Annotated in this window: 18 protein-coding genes, 1 pseudogene and 1 riboswitch; of the genes and pseudogenes, 5 read left to right on the top strand and 14 right to left on the bottom strand. The window is 70.2% G+C overall.

Annotated features, from left to right (window positions below; all coding sequences use genetic code 11):
- Position 1 precedes the first annotated feature (1 nt).
- Entirely contained in the window at positions 2–808 is an 807-nt protein-coding gene (locus ACIBJG_RS08290; RefSeq protein WP_399305491.1) for a metallophosphoesterase, read from the bottom strand.
- A 279-nt stretch (positions 809–1,087) separates the two neighbouring features.
- On the opposite strand from ACIBJG_RS08290, the gene ACIBJG_RS08285 reads away from it, so the two are divergent.
- Complete coding sequence (locus ACIBJG_RS08285) at positions 1,088–2,884, top strand: AMP-dependent synthetase/ligase (RefSeq protein ID WP_399305488.1); 1,797 nt, start codon at positions 1,088–1,090, stop codon at positions 2,882–2,884.
- 55 nt (positions 2,885–2,939) lie between these two features.
- On the opposite strand, the gene ACIBJG_RS08280 is transcribed toward ACIBJG_RS08285, so the two are convergent.
- Positions 2,940–4,082, bottom strand: coding sequence for a glycosyltransferase family 4 protein (locus tag ACIBJG_RS08280; RefSeq protein WP_399305486.1), 1,143 nt, complete (start codon positions 4,080–4,082; stop codon positions 2,940–2,942).
- Positions 4,083–4,183: 101 nt separating this feature from the next.
- On the opposite strand from ACIBJG_RS08280, the gene ACIBJG_RS08275 reads away from it, so the two are divergent.
- On the top strand, positions 4,184–5,455 hold the full coding sequence (locus ACIBJG_RS08275) for a glycosyltransferase 87 family protein (protein ID WP_399305483.1): 1,272 nt from the start codon (positions 4,184–4,186) through the stop codon (positions 5,453–5,455).
- Here the strand turns inward: ACIBJG_RS08275 and ACIBJG_RS08270 are convergent.
- From ACIBJG_RS08270 to ACIBJG_RS08250, 5 genes are all read right to left on the bottom strand, one after another.
- Positions 5,412–6,665 (bottom strand): hypothetical protein, encoded by a 1,254-nt coding sequence (locus ACIBJG_RS08270; RefSeq protein ID WP_399305480.1) that lies wholly within the window; start codon positions 6,663–6,665, stop codon positions 5,412–5,414. The genes ACIBJG_RS08275 and ACIBJG_RS08270 overlap by 44 nt on opposite strands.
- Positions 6,666–6,694: 29 nt before the next feature.
- Entirely contained in the window at positions 6,695–7,729 is a 1,035-nt protein-coding gene (locus ACIBJG_RS08265; RefSeq protein WP_399305478.1) for an NlpC/P60 family protein, read from the bottom strand.
- Positions 7,730–7,965: 236 nt separating this feature from the next.
- Positions 7,966–8,991: an NlpC/P60 family protein gene (locus tag ACIBJG_RS08260; RefSeq protein WP_399305476.1), complete on the bottom strand. Its 1,026-nt coding sequence runs from the start codon at positions 8,989–8,991 to the stop codon at positions 7,966–7,968.
- Between the two features lie 286 nt (positions 8,992–9,277).
- Positions 9,278–10,639, bottom strand: a complete 1,362-nt coding sequence (locus ACIBJG_RS08255) for an NYN domain-containing protein (RefSeq protein ID WP_399305473.1) — start codon at positions 10,637–10,639, stop codon at positions 9,278–9,280.
- Positions 10,640–10,675: 36 nt separating this feature from the next.
- Positions 10,676–10,918: a hypothetical protein gene (locus ACIBJG_RS08250; protein WP_014156692.1), complete on the bottom strand. Its 243-nt coding sequence runs from the start codon at positions 10,916–10,918 to the stop codon at positions 10,676–10,678.
- Between the two features lie 160 nt (positions 10,919–11,078).
- Between ACIBJG_RS08250 and ACIBJG_RS08245 the strand changes: the two are divergent.
- Positions 11,079–11,865 (top strand): annotated as a pseudogene (locus ACIBJG_RS08245) (rhomboid family intramembrane serine protease).
- Positions 11,862–12,143, top strand: a complete 282-nt coding sequence (locus tag ACIBJG_RS08240; protein WP_136328375.1) for an Lrp/AsnC family transcriptional regulator — start codon at positions 11,862–11,864, stop codon at positions 12,141–12,143. The pseudogene ACIBJG_RS08245 and the gene ACIBJG_RS08240 overlap by 4 nt, the downstream one beginning before the upstream one ends.
- A gap of 278 nt (positions 12,144–12,421) precedes the next feature.
- Here the strand turns inward: ACIBJG_RS08240 and ACIBJG_RS08235 are convergent, their stop codons facing one another.
- The 6 genes from ACIBJG_RS08235 to ACIBJG_RS08210 all read right to left on the bottom strand — a co-directional run bounded on the left by ACIBJG_RS08235 (position 12,422) and on the right by ACIBJG_RS08210 (position 19,524).
- Positions 12,422–13,801 carry an aminotransferase class V-fold PLP-dependent enzyme gene (locus tag ACIBJG_RS08235; protein ID WP_399305471.1) on the bottom strand — a complete coding sequence of 460 codons (1,380 nt, stop codon included), beginning with the start codon at positions 13,799–13,801 and terminating at the stop codon, positions 12,422–12,424.
- A 173-nt stretch (positions 13,802–13,974) separates the two neighbouring features.
- A riboswitch (SAM riboswitch) is annotated at positions 13,975–14,092 on the bottom strand.
- Positions 14,093–14,177: 85 nt separating this feature from the next.
- Positions 14,178–15,242, bottom strand: a complete 1,065-nt coding sequence (gene trpD / locus ACIBJG_RS08230; protein WP_399305468.1) for an anthranilate phosphoribosyltransferase — start codon at positions 15,240–15,242, stop codon at positions 14,178–14,180.
- 122 nt (positions 15,243–15,364) lie between these two features.
- A complete protein-coding gene (locus ACIBJG_RS08225) occupies positions 15,365–16,990 on the bottom strand; it encodes a cytochrome bc complex cytochrome b subunit (protein ID WP_399305465.1) in 1,626 nt (541 codons plus the stop codon).
- On the bottom strand, positions 16,987–18,039 hold the full coding sequence (locus ACIBJG_RS08220; RefSeq protein WP_399305463.1) for a Rieske 2Fe-2S domain-containing protein: 1,053 nt from the start codon (positions 18,037–18,039) through the stop codon (positions 16,987–16,989). The genes ACIBJG_RS08225 and ACIBJG_RS08220 overlap by 4 nt, the downstream gene beginning before the upstream one ends.
- Positions 18,036–18,845: a c-type cytochrome gene (locus ACIBJG_RS08215; RefSeq protein ID WP_399305461.1), complete on the bottom strand. Its 810-nt coding sequence runs from the start codon at positions 18,843–18,845 to the stop codon at positions 18,036–18,038. The genes ACIBJG_RS08220 and ACIBJG_RS08215 overlap by 4 nt, the downstream gene beginning before the upstream one ends.
- 58 nt (positions 18,846–18,903) lie before the next feature.
- Positions 18,904–19,524 carry a heme-copper oxidase subunit III gene (locus tag ACIBJG_RS08210; protein ID WP_399305458.1) on the bottom strand — a complete coding sequence of 207 codons (621 nt, stop codon included), beginning with the start codon at positions 19,522–19,524 and terminating at the stop codon, positions 18,904–18,906.
- A 187-nt stretch (positions 19,525–19,711) separates the two neighbouring features.
- Between ACIBJG_RS08210 and ACIBJG_RS08205 the strand changes: the two genes are divergently transcribed.
- A complete protein-coding gene (locus ACIBJG_RS08205) occupies positions 19,712–20,113 on the top strand; it encodes a hypothetical protein (protein WP_399305455.1) in 402 nt (133 codons plus the stop codon).
- A 46-nt stretch (positions 20,114–20,159) separates the two neighbouring features.
- On the opposite strand, the gene ACIBJG_RS08200 is transcribed toward ACIBJG_RS08205, so the two are convergent.
- Complete coding sequence (locus ACIBJG_RS08200) at positions 20,160–21,416, bottom strand: Ig-like domain-containing protein (RefSeq protein WP_399305453.1); 1,257 nt, start codon at positions 21,414–21,416, stop codon at positions 20,160–20,162.
- Between the last annotated feature and the right edge of the window lie 91 nt (positions 21,417–21,507).

Below are 21,507 nucleotides of genomic sequence, written 5' to 3'. Positions count from 1 at the left end.
GTCACCACTCCAGCGCCCAGGGCCTGCCGGTCGAGGCGAAGTGGCCGACGTTCACGCACTCGGTGTCGCCGATCCGCATCCGGCGGGCCAGCGGCTGGTGGACGTGGCCGAACACGGAGTAGCGGGGGCGGGTGCGGCGGATGGCGTCGAGCAGCGCCCGGCTGCCGCGCTCGAAGCGGCGCGCCACGGTGTCGTACGTCAGCTCCGGGACCTCGGGCGGGATGTGCGTGCAGAGCACGTCGACCTCGCCGACCGCCTCGATCTTGGCGGCGTACTCCTCGTCGCTGATCTCGTACGGAGTGCGCATCGGGGTTCTGAGCCCGCCGCCGACGAAGCCGAAGACGCGGCCGCCGATCTCGACCCGGTCGCCGTCCAGGACGGTGGTGCCGGGGCCGGCGTACTCGGGCCACAGGCCGGGGATGTCGACGTTGCCGTAGGTGGCGTACGTCGGAGTGGGCAGCGCGGCGAACATCTCGGCGTACTGCTTGCGTACCGCCGTGACGATCGCGGCGTTGCGATCCACCCCCGCCCACAGTTCCCGGCCGAAGTCCCGGGCCTCGTCGAAGCGGCGTTCGGTGCGCAGGGTGACGATCCGGTCGGCGTTCTCGACCCCGAAGAGGTCGGGGAAGATGCCGCGCGAGTGGTCCGCGTAGTCGAGGAAGAGCACCAGGTCACCCAGGCAGACGAGGGCGTCGGCGCCGTCCCCGGCGCGGGCCAGCGCCTCGGTGTTCCCGTGCACGTCACTGACCACGTGGACACGGGTGCGCCGCCCGTCGGACGCGCCCCGGCTGTTCGGTCCTGCTCGCATGACGATCACCCTAGAACCCCCGCGCCCGCGTGGGTAGATCCACCCGGACCTGCGGTTACCTCCGAGTGCCTGACGAGGTGCACTACTGTGCGGATAAGGACCACCGACATGTGTGACGCATAAGACATCTGGCCTGAACCCCCTATCCGGAACCGAGTACCGGTGGGTAACGTCCGGGCAGTCCAGTCGTGCTCACCCCACTGAGCACCCCCGATCTTGGACCGCAGCCGGTGCGTCACACAGAGCCGTGGCACCGGAGCCCGATGAGGAGCAGCAGTCTTGCGCGAGTTCAGCCTTCCGGCCCTGTACGAGGTCCCCTCGGACGGCAACCTGACGGATCTCATCCGCCGCAATGCCGCTCAGCATGCCGACGTCGCGGTAATGAGCCGCAAAGTGGCCGGCGTCTGGACGGATGTCACCGCCGCCCAGTTCCTGGCCGAGGTCAGAGCCGCCGCGAAAGGGTTGATCGCCGCCGGTGTCGAGCCCGGCGACCGGGTCGCCCTGATGTCCCGCACCCGTTACGAGTGGGTGCTGCTCGACTTCGCGATCTGGAGCGCGGGCGCCGTCACCGTGCCGGTGTACGAGACGAGCTCCCCCGAGCAGGTCCAGTGGATCCTCGGTGACTCGGGCGCGGTCGCGGTCCTGGTGGAGAGCGACGCGCACGCGGAGGCCGTGGCCTCGGTGCGCGACCGGCTGCCGGAGCTGCGCCAGGTGTGGCAGATCGACAAGGGCGCGGTCGACGCGCTGACGGCGTCGGGGGCGGAGGTCTCCGAGGAGACCGTGGATCTGCGCAGTGTGAGCGCCAAGGCCGACGACCCGGCCACCATCGTCTACACCTCGGGCACCACCGGCCGCCCCAAGGGCTGTGTGCTGACGCACCGCAGCTTCTTCGCGGAGTGCGGCAACGTGGTGGAGCGGCTGAAGCCGCTGTTCCGTACCGGCGAGTGCTCGGTCCTGCTGTTCCTGCCCGCCGCGCACGTCTTCGGCCGGCTGGTCGAGGTCGCCTCCGTGATGGCGCCGATCAAGCTCGGCTGCGTACCGGACATCAAGAACCTCACCGACGAACTGGCCGCGTTCCGGCCGACGCTGATCCTCGGGGTGCCGCGGGTCTTCGAGAAGGTCTACAACTCGGCCCGCGCCAAGGCCCAGGCGGACGGCAAGGGCAAGATCTTCGACAGGGCCGCGAACACGGCGATCGCCTACAGCCGCGCCCTGAGCACCCCGCAGGGCCCGTCCGTGGGCCTGAAGTTCAAGCACAAGGTGTTCGACCGGCTGGTCTACAGCAAGCTGCGGGCCGTGCTCGGCGGACGTGGTGAGTACGCGATCTCCGGCGGCGCCCCGCTGGGCGAGCGGCTCGGCCACTTCTACCGCGGCATCGGCTTCACCGTCCTGGAGGGCTACGGCCTGACGGAGACGTGTGCGGCCACCGCCTTCAACCCGTGGGACCGGCAGAAGATCGGTACGGTCGGCCAGCCGCTGCCCGGCTCCGTCGTGCGCATCGCCGACGACGGTGAGGTGCTGCTGCACGGCGAGCACCTGTTCGCGGGCTACTGGAACAACGAGACGGCCACGGCCGAGGCGCTGGCCGACGGCTGGTTCCACACCGGCGACATCGGCACCCTCGACGAGGACGGCTACCTCGCGATCACCGGCCGCAAGAAGGAGATCATCGTCACGGCGGGCGGCAAGAACGTCGCTCCCGCCGTCATCGAGGACCGCATCCGCGGGCACGCCCTCGTGGCGGAGTGCATGGTCGTCGGCGACGGCCGCCCGTTCGTGGGCGCGCTGGTGACGCTGGACGAGGAGTTCCTGGGCCACTGGGCCGAGGAACACGGCAAGCCGGTCGGCTCGACCGCCCTGTCGCTGCGCGAGGACCCGGAGCTGCTGGCCGAGGTGCAGCGTGCGATCGACGACGGCAACGCCGCGGTGTCCAAGGCCGAGTCCGTACGCAAGTTCCGCATCCTGGCAGCCCAGTTCACCGAGGAGGCCGGCCACATCACACCGTCGCTGAAGCTGAAGCGGAACGTGGTGGCGAAGGACTTCGCGGACGAGGTGGAGTCGATCTACCGCGGCTGACGCCGGGTACGCGGAAGGGGCTCGCAGGACGGGCCCCTTCCGCGTACCCGGTCCCTCAGAGCAGCGCCCGCAGCCTCTCCGCCAGCAGGTCCCAGCGCCACTTCTCCTCGACCCAGGCCCGGCCCCGCTCCCCCATGCGCTGCCGCAGCTCCGCGTCGCCGAGCAGCGCGATGATCCGTTCCGCCGACTCCTCGGCCGAGCCGCCGCGCACCACCCAGCCGGTCTCGCCGTCGAGCACGGCGTCCGGAGCTCCGCCCGAGTCGCCCGCCACGACCGGCAGCCCGGTCGCGGAGGCCTCCAGGTAGACGATGCCGAGGCCCTCCACGTCGAGGCCGCCGCGCCGGGTGCGGCACGGCATCGCGAAGACGTCACCCGCGCCGTAGTGCGCGGCAAGCTCCTCCCACGGCACCGGACCGGTGAACCGCACCGAGTCCTGTACCCCGGTCTCGGCGGCCAGCTTCCCCAGCTCGTCGGCGTACGGTCCGCCGCCGACGATCAGCAGGACGGCGTCGGGCACCTCGGCCAGGATCGCCGGCATCGCGAGGATCAGGGTGTCCTGGCCCTTGCGGGGCACGAGCCGGGACACGCAGACGACGACCGGCCGGTCGGTGAGCCCGAGCCGGGCCCTGACGCGGTCGCCGCCGGAGTCCGGGTGGAAGGTCTTCTCGTCGACGCCCGGCGGCAACTGGACCATGCGGTCCGCGGCGGCCGGGGTGAGCGCGGCGGCGACGCGGGAGCGGGTGTACTCGCCGAGGTAGGTGATCGTGTCCGTGGACTCGCCGATCCGCCGCAGCAGCTGACGGGAGGCGGGCAGCTGGGCCCAGCCGGCCTCGTGCCCATGGGTGGTGGCGACCAGCCGGCGGGCGCCGGCCCGGCGCAGCGCCGGTGCCATCAGGCCGAGCGGGGCGGCGGCGCCGAACCAGACGGAGGAACAGCCGTGGGTGCGCAGCAGTTCCACGGCACGCCGGGTGACCCGCGGGGTCGGCAGCAGCATCGTCGTACGGTCGCGGACGACGGTGAAGGGCTGCTCGGCGTCGAAGGCGGCGGTGGCCGCCGCGCCCTCGGCGCCGCGCTTCCAGGTGGAGGCGTAGACGACGACCTGTGCGGGGTCCAGCCGGAGCGCCATGTTGTGCAGGAACGCCTGGATGCCACCGGGGCGGGGCGGGAAGTCATTGGTCACGATCAAGGTCTTGTCCATCGCCGCCGACAGTACCGGGCGGCCGTGTCTCATGGATCCCGCACAGCGGGGGCAGGCATCATGGCCTGTCGTACCACTGGCGGAACGGGCAAGGGCGGGTCATGACGGGTTCGAGCGGCACACGGCCGGCAGCTTTCGCGGTGTGGGCGCTCACCAGGGCCCTGCTCCTGCTCTGCGTCATCAAGGTGATCACGGTGCCGGGCCCGGACGTGACGAGCGATGTGTCGGTGATCTACCACGGCTGGTACGACGTGCTGAGGTCGGGCAGCTATCCGCAGTCCGACGTCACCTGGCAGTACCCGCCCCTCGCGGCGCTCGCGATCCTCTCCCCCGCCCTGCTGCCCTTCCTGGACTACGCGTCGGCCTTCTTCGTCCTGGCCTTCCTGTGCGACGCGCTGGTGCTGGGCCTGTTGCTGTACGCGGGCCGGTCCGCCGCGCGGCGGACCGCCGGGGCGTGGGTGTGGGTGGCGGGGGTGCCGCTGCTGGGGACGACCGCGTACGCCCGGTACGACGTGATGGTGACGGCCGTCGCGGTGGCGGCGCTGCTGGCCGGCGTCCGGCATCCGCGGGTGCTGGGCGCGCTGGCGGCGTTCGGTGCGCTGCTGAAGGTGTGGCCGGTGCTGGTGCTCGCCGGTACCGCACGCGGCCGCCGGACCCGTCTGGTGTGGGCGACGGCGGCGGGGGTGGCGCTCGGGCTGCTGGTGCTGTGCACCGCGGCGGCGCCCGGTGCGCTGGCGTTCCTGGGGTTCCAGCGGGACCGGGGCACCGAGGTCGAGTCGCTGGGGGCGCTGGTCTTCCATGTGGCGCGGCAGTTCGGCTGGCAGGGCCGGGTGGAGCTCCACTACGGCTCCCTGGAGTTCCTGGGGCCGCACGTGCCGCTGGTGAGCACCCTCGCGCTGGGGCTGAGCGTGGTCGCGTTCGGCTGGCTGCTGGTCTGGCGGCTGCGCGCGCGCACGTTCGGGGTGAGTACGACGGCGGACGCGGCGTTCACCGCGGTACTGCTGTTCACCACCACGAGCCGGGTGATCAGCCCCCAGTACATGCTGTGGCTGGTCGGCCTGGCCGCGGTGTGCCTGGTCTTCCGGGAGAGCCGGATGGCCTGGCCGGCGGCCCTGGTGCTGGTGGCGACCGGCGTCACCCAGTTGGAGTTCCCGCTCGGCTTCGGCCATGTGGTGAGCAGCGACGCGACGGGCGTGACCCTGATGTTCCTGCGCAACGGGCTGCTGGTCGCGGCGTCCCTGCTCGCGTGCGCGCGGCTGTGGCGGGACACGGTGCGCGCCCCTGCCGACGGTGTTCCCACGGCGGGTACGCAACCCGCCGGGCACGCGCTCAGCCGAGCCGGCTCCGCAGATACTCCCGCCAGCGCGCCGTGAAGTCCTGTGGAGTGGTGCCGAGCACCTCGTGCAGGGCCTGCTCCACCGCCCCGTCCCGCCCCGAGTGCCCCCCGACGGCCCGGTAGAAGGCGAGCAGCTTCTCCTCGCCCCATTGCTCGGCGATGAGCTCGCAGGCCAGCCAGCCGCCCTCGTAGGCCCTCGCCAGCCGGTCCGCGTCCCCGGCGAAGCCGAAGTCCTCGTCCGTGGGCAGTGCGGCGGGCACGTCACCGCTGCGGACGGCGTCACCCAGTTCGGGGGCGACCTCGGCGGCGGTGCGACCCGCGTCGCGGTAGGCGGCCCAGTCCGCGAAGCCCTCGGAGAGCCAGGCCGGGGTGGCGGCGGAGGTGTCGGTGCGGGTGGCCACATGGGTGGTCTCGTGGGTGAGGACGACGCGCTGCCCGAAGGCGCCGAGCATGGCGTACGCCTCCGGGTTGACGATCACCCGGTCGGCGGGGGCCTTGCCCGAGCCGCCGGTCTCGCCGGTCGTAACGGCCGCTATGCCCCGGTAGTTCGCTGCGGGTGATCCGAGCAGCTCCGCCATGTCCGTCACGGTGCCGGGCACCAGGACCACCACGCGCCCGGCCCAGTGCTCGGGCCAGGCTGCGGAGACGTCGGGCACGGCCCGGTCCTCCGTGGCGGCGATGTCCTTCAGCTCGTCCCGGGTCCGGCCGACCCCCAGCACCAGGCTGTACGTGCCGCGCACCACCTCGACGTCGCCCTGCTCCCAGAGCTGCCTGCCCCCGCCGTCCGCGGCCCGGTCGGCGGTGAGGTACCAGCGGCCGTCGGCGGGGTCACGCTCCAGGTCGAGCACCCGGTCGACCGTGACGGGCGCGCTGTCGTAGCCCTCGATCCGGTACCCGAGCCGCACGTCGGCGGTGGCCCGGTCGGACCCGTGCGCGGCGAGGTCCGTCACCCGGTACGTCCAGGTGCCGAGCGGTACGTCCGCGAGATGGGCGAACTCCTTGCGCTGTGCGCCCCGCAGCGCGGTGGCGTCCGGGTCCACAACGGCGACGTACGCCTCCGCGTCGTGGTGCAGCACCGCGGCGGCCCGGCGGTCCAGCGTGGCGCGGATGTCGCGGGCGGTGGTGTCGGGGGCCTCGTCGGCCGGGGCCGCGCAGGCGGCCGCGCACAGCAGCGCGGCAAGCACGGCGCCCGCCGCGCGCCGTCGTCCGCCGCGCGCCCGTCCCGCGGTGCGCCCCTGATCAGCCACATGATCGAGGGTAAGGGCTGTCGGGGAGGTCAGACGCGGGTGACCGAGGAGACGGGCATCATGCCGACGGGGTCGTAGCGGACCGGGGCGCCGGGGTACGGGGCGTGGATGACCTGGCCGTTCCCCACGTACATCCCGATGTGGCTGGCGTCCGCGCGGTAGGTGACGAGGTCGCCGGGGCGGGCGTCCGCGAGCGGCACCATGCGGCCGGCGTACTGCTGGGCCTGCGAGGTGCGGGGCAGGCTGACCCCGGCCTGGGCGTACGCCCACTGCATCAGCCCGGAACAGTCGAATCCGGAGGGCCCGTTCGCGCCCCAGACGTACGGGCGGCCCAGCGCCCGATGGACGGCCATGACGGCCGCCGCCGCCCGGGCCGACCCCGCGGGCAGCCCGGCCACCGGCCCGGCGGCCCCGTCCTCGCGGCCGGTGCGCGAGGCCCGCTCGAAGGCGGCCCGCTCGGCGCCGGGCAACTCCTCGAGCAGGTCCCTGGCGCGGCGCAGCTTGCGCTCGACGGTGCGTTTGTGGCGGCTGACGGCCGCGCGGCTGCGCTCCAGGCCGGCGAGCGAGCGGGCGGCCTCCGCGCGGGTCTGGTCGAGCGCCTGCTGGGCCTTGCGGAGGCCGGCCAGGGCAGTGGCGCGGCGGCGGTCGACCCGGTCCAGGGTGGCGGCCCGGTCGAGGTAGCTGTCCGGGTCGGAGGAGAGCAGCAGCGCGAGCGAGGGGTCGATGCCGCCTGCCCGGTACTGCTCACGGGCGGCCGAGCCGATCTCCGTACGCATCCGGTTGACGCGCTCCTGGCCCCGGGCCGCCCGGTCCTGGGCCCGGCTCACCTCGCCGCGCAGCCGTACGACGTTCTCGCCGGCCTTGTTGTAGTGCTCGGTCGCCTGCTCGGCCTCGGTGAAGAGGCGGTCGACCCGGGCTCCGACGGTCCGGGGCGTGTCCTGCGGCTCGGCGTTCGCGGTGGCTCCGCCGAGGGCGGCCGCGGCGGTCGCCGCCGCGGCCGACAGAACGGTCACCCGGGCGCTCCGGCTCGTGCCGGGCTGTGTGGAACGGCGATGGGACACCACAGGACGCCGCACTCCCTTCCGCTGTACGCAGACATGCGCAGCCCCTGCCACCCGGGCGGGCGGACCGACGCACGGGAGCTGCACAGCAGGCAGACAGTAGTCGGACGATCACGGAGCGGACAAAGACCGCGCCGGTCGGACGGGAGGCACACACAGTGACGCCCCGCCGGTGACCTGTGGTCTCCGGCGGGGCGGCTGTCAGTACGGGGCGCGGGAATTCGCCCGTTCGGGCGTGGTCAGATGCGCACCGCGCCGTAGAAGCTGCCGATGGTGCTCATCGACTCGTAGCGGACGACCGTGCCCGTGCGAGGGGCGTGCAGCACGGTGTTGTTGCCCGCGTAGAGGCCCACGTGCTGGTTGCCGTTGAAGAAGACCAGGTCGCCCGGCTTCAGCTGGCTCTGCCCGATCCGCGTGCCCTGGTTGATCTGGGTGAACGTGGTGCGGGTGATGTTGGCACCGGCCTGAGCGTAGGCCCACATGGTCAGGCCCGAGCAGTCGTAGGAGCCGGGGCCGGCCATGCCGCGGGAATACGGCTTGCCGATCTGGCTGGCGGCGGCCTGGAGCGCGGCGGCACCGAGCCCCGAGGCGGGGGCCTCGTTGCCGAGGTTGACCCGTTCGGTGGCGGCGCGGCTGGCGCGCTGGTCGTCGGCGCGCATCTTGTCGCGTTCGGCCTGGGTGAGCGTGTTGAGCAGCTGACGCGCCTCAGTGAGCTTGACCTGCTGCTGCTTCTTCTTCTCACCGAGCGTCTTGCGGACCTCCGCGAGGTCGCCCAGCTTGTCCTGGGCCTCCTTGCGCTCCTGCGCGAGGGACCGCTGCTTCTCCTGGATCTTCGACAGCGACTCGGCCTGCTTGGCCGTCAACTGGTCGAGTGCGGAGGCCTGGTCCAGGAAACTGTCCGGGTCCGAGGCAAGGAAGAGCTGGACGGAGGGGTCGATACCTCCGGAGCGGTACTGCGCGGCGGCGAGGGAACCAAGGCCGGAGCGGAGGTTGTTGAGCTCCTGCTGACCGCGGGCCACCTTGTCCTGGATCGCGTCGATCTGCTTCTGGAGCTTGTCCTGCTTCTCCTTGGCCAGGCTGTGCTGCTCGGTGGCGAGCTCCGCCTCCTCGTAGAGCTTGTCGACCTTTTCCTTGACCTCGCTCTTGGTCGGCTTGGGGTCGGCGTGGGCCGCCTGGGAGGTCAGGGCAACAGCCGCGGCGGCAGTCACGCCGAGCACAGTCACGCGGGTGCGGCTCGGTTGCTTGGGACGACGATGGGACCCCACGAAGGCGAGCTCCTTATTCCTCGAGCCGCCTACCGGGCTCCGGGGGAGGTGAGATCCCCCAGCTCCGTGCACGTCACGGCCTCGGCGGTTCCTTCACTGCCACCCCGGATGGGTGATCAACCGTGCGAAGGTTCGAGGCCCGACCTTAGTGACCATCTTGTGATCAGTTCAAATCCTCACAGGAAAAATCTCGTCACAGCAGGTACTTCTTTACCCACACCGCACAGGGTGTAGCGGTGACTTGACGGACCGTTCCCTGATTTCCGGCAAGTCACACCAACACGCACTAGACGCGCGAAAGCCGCTTCAGGAGCAAGACGGACGCAACGGGCCTGGCCCCCGCCTTCGCCACCCCGTCGGCCACTTCGCGGTCGGTGGAGACCACCACGACGGGCCGCCCCGGCGGTTCGGCACGGGCCAGTTGACGGATGACCTCGTCCGCCGTGACACCCGGCTTGCTGAACAGCACCCGCACCCCGCGCGGCGGCGCCAGCAGTACCGGCGCGGCCAGTTCGGCCCCGTCGAAGACGCAGGTCATCTCGGCGCCCGTCTGGGCCGCGAGCAGCGACAGACCGCCCAACAGCCGCAGCCGCTGCTTCTCCAGCGGCATCTGCGGATAGCCGGTCTTGGTGACGTTGTACCCGTCCACGATCAGATGGGCCTGCGGCAGCGCGAGCAGTTGGTCGAGCAGCGCCGGATCGGTCTCCGAAAGGGCTCTGGCGGCAATGTCCTTGGGTGACATCCGTCCGGGCTCCACCGCGTCCACACTGTCCGCGGGACGCATAGAGGAGGGCGGCAGCGCCAGTTCGCGGCGCAGCCCGCCGGCCGCTTCGAGCACGGTGTCGAGCAGCAGCCGCAGCCGCATGTCCTCGACCGAGCGCCCTTCCCTGGCAGCCCTGCGGCCCGCCTCGACGGACGCCTCCGCCTCGCTGAGCCTCGTCCGCAGCCGCCGGGTCTCGCTCTCGGCCGCGGACACCTGGGCGGCCGCCTCGGCCCGCAGGGCGTCGCTCTCGACCCTGCCGCGGCGCAGCGCCGCCTCGCCGCGCTTCACCTCGTTGGCCGCGCTGCGCAGCTTGCGCTGGAGCGAGTCGGCCTCCTTGCGGGCGGCGTCCAGCTCGGTGCGGAGCCGTTCGGTCTCGCTCTTCGTCTGGGCACGGGCCCGGGCGAGTTCCTCGCGCAGCCGTTCCAGTTCGAGCCGGATCTCCTCGTCGGCCCGCTCGGCACCGGCCCGCTCGGCCTCCTCGCCGGCGGCGGCGACCAGCTTGACCCAGCCGGCCGGGCGCAGCACGTAGGCCGCGGCGGCCACGTCGACGGGATCCGCGGCGGCGGGCGGGGACCCCGCCACCAGCGCGGCGGCCAGCTCCGGCTGGGACTCCTTCAGCCGTTCACCGATGCGGAGGCGGAAAGGCGCGTCGCCCTCCAGCGCGGCCGCCATCGCGTTCCCCGCGAACTTGGCACGCCGGGTCGGCGTGAAGCGGGCGTACTGTCGGAGCTGGGCCGGGAGTTCGGTGACCGTGAGACCGCCGAACGCGTCCGAGACCAGCGCGACGACCCGACGCCGCACATCTTCGGGCAGCGGGCGGTCGAGCACCTCCACGGCGTCGCCGGCCGCGTCGGCCGGCGTGGCGCCGCCAGCGGGCTGCTCCACCATCCGTCACCTCATTTTTGTGTCCGCACGGCCCCGTCAGGAGTCGGCACCCGGCCTGTCGACTAGTTCGATCTGGTCCACCGCGTTGCACCAACGACAGCGCACCGACTCGATGGTCTCACTGACCACCTCGCGTTCTTCGACGCTGGACTCACCGGCCAGGTCGAGGTGGACGTACTCGACGACCTTGGACGACCGCGTCACGTCGAACCTCGTCAGGTTTCCGCAGAGCGTGCAGCGCCAGCGGGTCCCGTCGGTCGGCTGGGGAACCGTCGTCATCGTTGCGTCCTCTTTCGTCGAGCCGTGAGCTGCCGGACAAGGATCTCGCGGTGCGCCGTCGAACTGCGGATGTCCTCCGGTAACCCTACGGCCTCGGTGCTTCCCACCGGCACGGCGAGGCGGTCTGTCCCGTTCCCTCCGCTTGCGTCATGCTCTGTTCATGATCGATCGGCGGGCTGCGGCCGGCAGACTCCTGCGGGCGGCCACCTCGGGCGGGCCGCCGGTGACGTACGCCCTCATCGCCCTGTGCTGCGTGGTCTTCGTGATCAGCCCGCTGTCGGGGTTCAACCCGGTCTTCGGCACCGCGGACGCCCTGCTCGCCGCCCAGGCCGGGTACTTCGAGCGCTGGGGGGTGATCCCGAGCGAACTGTGGGACGGCTCGGCGCACGCCGTGCTCACCCCGCTCACCGCACTGTTCGTGCACGGCAGCTGGCTGCATCTGCTCGGCAACATGCTGTTCCTGTACGTGTTCGGGGCGATGGCCGAGGAGCGCATGGGCCACACCGAGTTCGCGTTCTTCTACCTCGGCTGCGGTTATCTGGCCCTGCTCGCCTACGCGGCCGCGCACTCCACGTCCGACCAGACGCTGGTCGGCGCGTCGGGGGCGATCTCGGCGGTCCTGGGAGCGTTCCTCTACCTCTTCCCCCGCGCCCGGGTCACCAGCCTGTTCCCGTTCCTGCTGTTCCTGCCGCTGCGCTTCCCCGCCTGGATCGTGCTGGTCTTCTGGTTCGTCCTGCAGTGGCTGGCGGCCGAGGGCGCGGGCAGCGGCCCCGGGGTCGCCTACCTCGCCCATGTGGTCGGCTTCGCCACCGGGTTCCTCTATGCCTGGGGGCGGTACCGGCGTGACCCCGGAGCCCTGCCTCGGGCCCGAGCCCGGCAAGACCCCGACGCAAGGCTCTAGAGTGAAGTCTCCAGCCACGGCCACCGAGGGAGAAAGCCAGCCGTGATCACCGCGATCGTGCTCATCAAAACCAGCGTGGACCGGATTCCCGAGATCGCCGAGGCCATCGCCGCGCTGGACAGCGTCAGCGAGGTCTTCTCGGTCACCGGTACCTACGACCTGATCGCCATGGTCCGGGTGTCCAAGCACGACGATCTCGCCGATGTCATCCCCGGCCGGATCAGCAAGATCCCCGGTGTCGAGGGGACCGACACACACGTCGCGTTCCGTACGTACTCCCAGCACGACCTGGAAGCGGCCTTCGCCATCGGCCTGGACGCCTAGGGCGTGTTTCGAAAGTAGCGCCGTCCACCCGGAGGACGGGCCGGGCGGCGTCTGGTGCGTGCGATCGCAAGGCGCCGGGAACTCCTCGTAGCGGAGCTGCTAGGACTTTTCGGCAACGCCGCGAGCAATGGGTCTCCCCTCCTCGAGCGAAGCCGAGAGCTCGGGGAAGTGCCAGACGCCGCCCGGCAGGCGGGACTTTCGAAACACGCCCTAGGGCTTCAGCACGTTCGGCCGGGTACGGACGGCTGTCCGTACCCGGCCGAACGTGCTGAGGGGCCTCAGACCTGGGTGGCCTCGCCACGGTCCGGGACGCAACGGCCGCCCTCGGTGCGGTACTTCCACTGGGCGCCCTCGTTCACGAGCTCCTTGACCGCCCGCAGGAAGCGCTCGACGTGCTCGTCCGGCGTACCGGCGCCGAAGCTGACCCGGATCGCGTTGAGGGACTTCTGACCCGGCTCGGCCTCCGGCGCGCCGCACTCGCCGACGTCCTGCGGGTCGGTGCCGAGCAGGGTGCGCACGAGCGGGTGGGCGCAGAACAGTCCGTCGCGGACCCCGATGCCGTACTCGGCCGAGAGCGCCGCGGCGAAGTGCGAGCTGTTCCAGCCCTCCACCACGAACGAGATGACGCCGACCCGCGGGGCGTCGTCGCCGAACAGCGAGAGCACCTTGACCGCGGGCACCTCGGCGAGTCCGGCGCGGACCTCGGTGACGAGCCGCTGCTCCCGGGTGACGAGGTTGTCGAAGCCGGCCTCGGTGAGCGCCTTGCAGGCGGAGGCGATGGAGTAGACGCCGATGACGTTGGGCGAGCCGGCCTCGTGGCGGGCGGCGGTGGTGTGCCACTCGACGTCCACCCCGCCGTCGGCGCGCCGGGCGACCTGGCGGGACGCGCCGCCGCCGGCCAGGTACGGCTCGGCATCGGTCAGCCAGTCGGAGCGGCCGGCGAGGACGCCGGAGCCGAAGGGCGCGTACAGCTTGTGCCCGGAGAAGGCGACCCAGTCCACGTCCAGCTCGGCGATGTCGACGGGGTGGTGCGGGGCGAGCTGGGCGGCGTCCAGCACGATCCGGGCGCCGCGGGCGTGCGCGGCGGCGGCGAGCTCCCTGACCGGCCACAGTTCGCCGGTGACGTTGGAGGCGCCGGTGACGCAGACCAGCGCGGGGCCGTAGGGGTCGCGGTCGGCCAGCGCCCGCTCCAGGGTCTCGACGGCCTGGGCCGGGGTGCGCGGGGCGTTCAGGTACGTCACCCGGGCGTCGCGCCAGGGCAGCAGCGAGGCGTGGTGCTCGGTCTCGAAGACGAACACCTGACAGTCGGCGGGCAGGACGGCGGCGAGCAGGTTGAGCGAGTCGGTGGTGGACCGGGTGAAGACCACCTGGTCCTCGGCGCGGCAGCCGAGGAACTCCGCGACGCTCTCACGGCTGGACTCGAAGAGGTCCGTGGAGAGCTGCGAGAGGTAGCCGGCACCGCGGTGGACGCTGCCGTAGTAAGGCGCGTACGCGGCCACGTCGTCCCACACCCGCTGCAGGGCCGGGGCGCTGGCGGCGTAGTCCAGCGCGGCGTAGGTGACCTCACCGCCGGTGACCAGCGGAACCGTCACATCCTTGCCCAGAACCGGCAGGGGGGCACAAATCGACTGGTCGGCGGCAGCAGTGAGGACAGACATGACGAACTCCCGTAACAGGCAGGCGAATTCCGCGTGCCTGCGGATACGCGGCAGCACGGAAGGAAGAAAGAGAGGTGTGCGGAGTAGGGCCGAAAGCCCTATCGCATTCGCGTGCTCACAAGAGGCTCCCTGAGGACCAGGACCCCACGGGTGGACATCTCACGATGTCGAGGGGTCCGCGCTTGCCGCAGACCTCGCTGCCTGCGGCCTGGTCTTCACCCGGGGCACCCCGCCACGGACGGAGGGTTGCCGGACAGCGGGCCGGGGCCGTAGTCGCTGTCACTCATGACCTGCGCAGCATCTTGCCATACGTACGAAAACGCGCAAGGCGCAGTCCATGATCTGGACTGCGCCCCGTCTCGTACCCGACGCCCTCTCAGGTGTTGCTGGCCACGACCCATCTCTCCAGCGCCCGGCCCGCCGCGCCCGAGTCGATGGACTCGGCGGCCTTGGTGATCCCCGCGGTGAGCTGCTCGGCGAGCGTGCCCTGCCCCGGGTCCAGCGCGACGAGAGCCGCCGCCGAGTTGAGCAGGACGGCGTCCCGTACGGGCCCCGTCTCCCCCGCGAGCAGCCGGCGGGCCACATCGGCGTTGTACGAGGCGTCGGCGCCGCGCAGGGCGTCCACCGGGACCAGGTCCAGGCCGACGTCGCGCGGGTCGAAGGCCTCCTCGCGCACCGCGCCGTCCCTGGCGATCCAGACGCGGGAGGTCGCGGTGGTGGTCAGCTCGTCCAGGCCGTCGTCACCCCGGAAGACCAGGGCCGAGTTGCCGCGCTCGGCGAGGACGCCCGCGACGATGGGCGCCATCCGGAGGTCCGCGACGCCGATCGCCTGCGACCGCACCTTGGCCGGATTGGTGAGCGGGCCGAGGATGTTGAAGGTGGTCGGCGCGCCGAGCTCCGCCCGGGCCTTCGCCGCGTACCTCAGGGCGGGGTGGAACTTCACGGCGAAGCAGAAGGTGATGCCCGCTTCCTCGGCGACCTCGACGACGCGCTGCGGAGGCAGCTCCAGATTGACGCCGAGCTTGCCCAGGACGTCGGAGGAGCCGCTGGCCGACGACGAGGCGCGGTTGCCGTGCTTGACGACCTTGGCGCCCGTCCCCGCCACGACGATCGCCGACATGGTGGAGATGTTGACCGTCTTGGCCATGTCGCCGCCGGTGCCCACGATGTCGACCGTACGGCCGGGCACATGGATGGTCGTGGCGTGCTCGTACATCGCGCGGACCAGGCCGGAAACCTCCGTGACGGTCTCGCCCTTGGCGCGCAGCGCCACCGCGAAGCCGGCGATCTGCACATCGGTCGCCTCGCCGCTCATGATGCGGTCCATCGCCCAGGCGGTGTCGTCCGCGGTCAGGTCCTGGCCGCGCAGCAGGGGGGTCAGCACGCCGGGCCAGGAACGAGCCGCCACGCTGTCGCCGCCGACCGGGGTCACAACGTTCATGGTCCACTCCTGGGTCCACAGCCGATAAAAGGAACGGGACCACCCTATCGAGCCCCGGGGACAGCGAAGAGCCCCGTCCATGCGATGGACGGGGCTCCTGCTGTGGCGATCAGTTCAGGTGATCAGTGGTGGCCGTGGCCGCTGGTGATCTCCTTGTACTCCTCGGCGGTGGGCTTGGCGATCTGGTTGTTCTCGCCGTAGAAGCCCTTGCTGAGCTTGGCCCGCAGCTTGTGCACCAGGGACACCTTGCGCTTGACACCGTTCTCGTCGACCGTCGGGCCGATCTCGACCGGCTTGTACTGCTCGTGCGCGGTGAGCGTGTGCAGCTGCGCGGGTGCGAGCGGCTCGTGGACCTCGACGAACTCACCGTGCGGCAGGCGCTTGATGAGCCCGGACTCGCGCCCGTGCAGCACCTTCTCCTTGTCACGGCGCTGAAGGCCGAGGCAGATCCGCTTGGTGGCGATGAACGCGAGAACCGGTCCGACGAAGAAGAAGATCCGGACGAACCACGAGATGGAGTTCAGCGACAGGTGGAAGTGCGTCGCCCAGAGGTCGTTACCGCCGCCCACCAGGCCGATGAAGTACACCGTGATCCACGCGACACCGAAGGCCGTACGGGTCGGGGCGTTGCGCGGGCGGTCCAGGATGTGGTGCTCGCGCTTGTCCCCGGTGACCCAGGACTCGATGAACGGGTACATCGCGATGGCACCCAGGATCACACCGAAGAGCACCAGGGGGATGAGCACGCCCAGGACGAGCGTATGACCCCAGAGGTTGATCTCCCAGCCGGGCATCACTCGGACCAGACCCTCGGCGAAGCCCATGTACCAGTCGGGCTGGGCGCCGGTGGACACCTGATCCGGGCGGTACGGGCCGATGGCCCAGATCGGGTTGATCGAGGCGATGCCCGCGATGACGGCGATGACACCGAAGACCAGGAAGAAGAAGCCTCCGGCCTTGGCCATGTACACCGGCAGCAGCGGCATGCCCACGACGTTCTTGTTCGTCCGGCCGGGACCCGCGAACTGCGTGTGCTTGTGGTAGAAGACCAGGATCAGGTGGCCCACCAGCAGCCCGAGCATGATGCCCGGCAGCAGCAGGATGTGGATCGAGTAGAACCGGGCGACGAAGTCGCCGCCGGGGAACTCCCCGCCGAACAGGAACATCGAGATGTAGGTGCCGACGACCGGCATCGACAGGATCGCGCCCTGGGTGAACCGGACACCCGTACCCGAGAGCAGGTCGTCCGGGAGCGAGTAACCGGTGAAGCCGGTGAACATACCCAGCACGAACAGCAGGAAGCCGAACAGCCAGTTGATCTCACGCGGCTTGCGGAACGCGCCCGTGAAGAACACGCGCATCATGTGCACGAACATGCCGGCCAGGAAGATCAGCGCGGCCCAGTGGTGGATCTGCCGGACCAGCAGCCCACCGCGGACGTCGAAGCTGATGTTCAGCGTCGAGGCGTAGGCCTCCGACATCCGGATGCCCTGCATGGGCTCGTACGGGCCGTGGTAGACGGTCTCGGCCATGCTCGGGTGGAAGAACAGCGTCAGATACACACCCGTGAGGATGATGATGATGAAGCTGTAGAGGCAGATCTCACCGAGCATGAAGGACCAGTGGTCCGGGAAGATCTTGCGCATGTTGGACTTGGCCAGGGAGTAGATCCCGAGCCGGCCGTCCGCCCAGTCGGCCATCTTCTCACCGGCGGGCGCCTTGCGCTTCGTATCGGTCGCAGTACTCATCCGCGCTCCCAGAATGCAGGACCGACGGGCTCTTCGAAGTCACCGAGCGCCACGAGGTTGCCCTCGCTGTTCACGTCGATCCGCAGCTGCGGAAGGGCGTGACCGGCCGGACCGAAGATGACGCGGGCGCCGTCGGAGAGGTCGAAGGTGGACTGGTGGCACGGGCAGAGCACGTGGTGGGTCTGCTGCTCGTACAGGCTGATCGGGCAGCCGACGTGGGTGCAGATCTTGGAGAAGGCCACGATTCCCTCGTGGGCCCACTCGCGCTCGCGCTTGTCCTTGATGTTGTCCGGCTCGATACGGATGATCATCAGCGCGGCCTTGGCGATCTGTACCTGGAAGTCGTGGTCCTCCTCCTTCAGGCCCTCGGGCATGGCGAAGGTCAGCGAACCGACGACGACGTCCTCGGGACGCAGCGGCTCCATCGTGTTCATGTTGATGAGCTGCTTGCCCTTGGCCCACAGGGTCGAGCGGAGCTTCTTCTCCGGCAGCGGACCGAGGTCGCGCAGCAGCACCACACCGGCGAGCGGCACCAGGGCCAGCGCGCCGAACATGGTGTTGCGGATCAGCTTGCGCCGTCCGAACGCGGACTCCTCGGCGCCCGCCGCGAAGTCGGCGAGAACCTTCGCCTTGACCTCGGGCTCGGCCGCGATCGCGTGACGCTCGTCCGCGACCTCCACGTCCGACATCAGGGTGCGCGCCCAGTGGACGGCGCCCGCGCCGATCGCGAAGAGCGCCACGCCCAGGGTCAGCCCCAGGGAGAAGTTGAGCACACTCACATGACCGAACGGCCAGATGTAGACGATCTTGTCGACCGGGAAGATGACGTAGGAGGCGATGAAGCCGACCGTCGCCAGCATGGACAGCGTGAACATGAACGCGACCGCGCGCTCGGACCGGTTGGCGGCCCGTTCGTCGATGTCCTGGATGCGCGGCTTGTGGGCCGGCAGCCCCGGGTCGGCGAACGGATCGCCGGCACCCTCCACCGCGCCGTGCGCGGCGTCCTGCTCTGCAGGCAGGTTCTCTTCTGGAATCTCTTGGCTACTCATGACTTCTTGGCCTTAGCGGTGTGGGCCGCGACCCAGATGGCAACTGCGATCAGTGCGCCCAGACCGAAGATCCAGCCGAACAGACCTTCACTGACCGGACCGAGTCCGCCCAGGCTGAGGCCGCCGGGGCTCGCCGACTCGGAGCCGTTCACCGTCTGGATGTACTTGATGATGTCCTTCTTCTGCTGCTCGGGCATCGTCGAGTCAGGGAAGGACGGCATGCTCTGCGGGCCGGTCTGCATGGCCTCGTACATGTGCTTCGGGTCCACGCCTTCGAGGCTGGGGGCGTACTTGCCCTTCGTCAGGGCACCACCCTCACCGGTGAAGTTGTGGCACTGGGCGCAGTTGGTACGGAACAGGTCGCCGCCCTTGGCCGCGTCCGCGCCCTCGGGGCTGACCTGGCTCTTGGAGGGGACGATCGGGCCGGCGCCGAGCGACGCGACGTACGCCGCGAGCTGGTCGATCTCGGCCTGGGTGTAGATGACCTTCTTCTTCGGTACCTGGGCGCCCGGCTGCTGCGCCGGCATACGGCCGGTACCGACCTGGAAGTCGACGGCGGCCGAGCCCACGCCGACAAGCTGGGGCCCGTCGGTTGTGCCCTGACCGCCGGTTCCGTGGCAGCTGGCGCAACCGACGGAGTACAGCTTCTTGCCCTCGTCGATGGCGAGGGACTGGGCGGTTTCGTCGGCCTGCGCCTTACTCGCGGGCGCAAACGCGGCGTACAGCCCCCCAGTAGCCGCAAGCGCGAGGAGTAGTACGACGACCGCCGCCAACGGATGGCGTCGTCGTGCGGAGAGCTTTTTCACGGATTACCCCGGTGTCAGGATCTTCTGCGTCGATGATGTGGGTCGGGTACGAGCCCGGTTACTTGATCAAGTAGATCGTGGCGAACAGGCCGATCCACACGACATCGACGAAGTGCCAGTAATAGGACACGACGATGGCAGCGGTCGCCTGTTCATGGGTGAACCTCTTGGCCGCGTATGTCCTGCCCAGAACGAGCAGGAAGGCGATGAGACCGCCTGTCACATGCAGACCGTGGAAGCCGGTGGTCAGGTAGAACACCGAGCCGTACGGATCCGAGGACAGCGAGATGCCGTCCTTCTTCACCAGCTCGGTGTACTCGAAGATCTGGCCTCCGATGAAGATCGCACCCATCACGAAAGTGATCACGAACCAGGCGCGGAGCTTCTTCACATCGCCCCGCTCCGCGGCGAAGACGCCGAGCTGGCAGGTGAGTGAGGAGAGCACCAGGATGGTCGTGTTCGTCGCCGAGAACGGAACGTTCAGGGACGACGCCATTTCCTTCCAGTGATCCGGTCCGGTCACCGATCGCAGGGTGAAGTACATCGCGAAGAGGGCCGCGAAGAACATCAGCTCGGAACTCAACCAGATGATGGTTCCGACGCTGGTGAGGTTCGGCCGATTGACCGACGGGTGCGCGTGCCCGGTTTCTACTGTCGTTGCTGTCGCCACGACCGACATTATGTCGGTCGCTTATCCCGCCCTCACTCCGGGGGGTGCCGTTCGGTGTGTCAGAGGGGTGTGTCCTCCCCGAACGGCCCATGGATCCGCTGTCCCGGGCGGTGCTGACAGGCTGTCGGTCGGAGTACGATCCGCGCATCGGTCCATGCCCCGACAGCCCCGAAGACACAGACGTCACGGAGGAACAATGCAGCCGACGGCCACGGTCCTGGTCTACAGCGACAACGCACACACCCGTGAGCAGGTGAGGCTGGCAGCCGGGCGCAGGCCTGCTGCGGACGTACCGCAGGTCGAGTTCCTGGAGTGCGCCACCATGCCCGCCGTCCTGGACGCGCTGGACCACGGAGGCGTCGACGTCTGCGTGTTGGACGGCGAGACGGCCCCCGCGGGCGGCATGGGCGTCTGCCGGCAGATCAAGGACGAGATCTTCCGCTGCCCGCCGGTGCTGCTCCTCATGGGCCGCCCCCAGGACGCCTGGCTGGCCACCTGGAGCCGCGCGGAGGCCGCGGTGACCCTTCCGGTCGAGCCGGTCGAGTTCGCGGACGCCCTGGCCGCCCTGCTGCGCAGCAGGCTGTCCGTGGGGGCCTGAGGCCCCGCCTTCCTGCCCTGGCTCCGAGGTGCGGCGCACCCTGCCGTCAGACCCTGGGGCGCAACCGCGCCGCCCGGACCGTGTCGACGCGGTCCGGCGTGGCGTCGTTGTTCAGGGCGCTGCCCTTCTGCCACTTGGCCCAGGACAGGTTCCAGTCGCCGTAGCCGTTGTCGAACGGCGTCATGGTCTCGCCCTCACTGCCGACGACCGTGACGATGTCACCCTCGCGGACGGTGTTGAAGAACCACTCGGCCTCGCTGGTACTCATGCCGGTGCAGCCGTGACTGACGTTCGCGGACCCCTGTGATCCGGTGGACCACGGGGCCGCGTGCACGTACTCGCCGCTCCAGGTGACCCGCGTCGCGTAGTAGACCGGCAGGTCGTAGGAGTCCGACGAGCCCTCGGCGATGCCGATGGACTCCCCGCGCATACGTACGTAGTACTCCTTGCCCAGCACGACCTTGACGCCGTTGCGGGTGGAGAAGCCCGGCTTGCCGGTGGTCACCGGAATGGTGTTGATCACTTCTCCGTTGCGCTTGACCGTCATGGAGTGCTCCGAGGCGTCGGTGACGGCCTCGATGCGGTCTCCGGTAGTGATCTTCAACGCTTTCGCGGGAGCGCCGTACAGCGCGTTGGTCACCTTGATGCCCGTCAGGCCGCTGCTGACCTCGATGGTGGCCTTGGCCGGCCAGTAGTCCTGCGGCCGGTAGTGCAGCGTCTTGTCGTCGACCCAGTACCAGGAGCCGGTCACGGCGGGCGTGGAGCGCACCTTCAGGGCGCGTTCGACGGTGGCGCGGGCGGCTTTGTCGGCGACCGGGGCGCTGAGTACCGCTGTGACGGGCTGTCCGACGCCGTAGGTGCCCGTCTGCGGGCCGAAGGTGACCTTCAGGAACTTCTTGGCCGCCGCGGTCTCGAAGGAGAGCGTACGGCCGCCCGGGGCGCCGTCGTCGTCCTCCATGCTGACCTTGACGGTGTACCGGGTTCCTGCGGCGAGCGGGGCGGTGGAGTGCCAGCGGTGGCCGTCGGCTTCGAGTTCGCCCGCCAGATGGCGTCCCTCGGTGTCCACGGCCGTCACATCGGTGATGCGGCCGTCGTCACCGTCGACGCTGACCTCGAGGGGCTTGTCCGGATCGACCTTCTTGCCGCCGTCGGGAGTGTTGGAGGAGATCTCGTCGGCCGCGTCGTACGGCTGCGCCGAGAGCGGATGGTCGTCGGACTCCCCACAGGCTGCCGCCCCTGCGACCAGGGTCGCGGCCAGCAGAGCGCAGCTCATGACGGGACGGATACGCGGCGTGTGGTTCATGAACCCACGCTAAGAAGATTCATCCGTTTCAGCGCGCCGGGTGACTGCAAACGGGGGGCCCGCACTTCTCGTGGAAGTGCGGGCCCCCCGT

Origin of the sequence: Streptomyces sp. NPDC050422, from assembly GCF_044458665.1 — a bacterium.
Taxonomy (GTDB): Bacteria; Actinomycetota; Actinomycetes; order Streptomycetales; family Streptomycetaceae; genus Streptomyces.
This window is presented reverse-complemented; position numbering and strand designations above follow the sequence as displayed.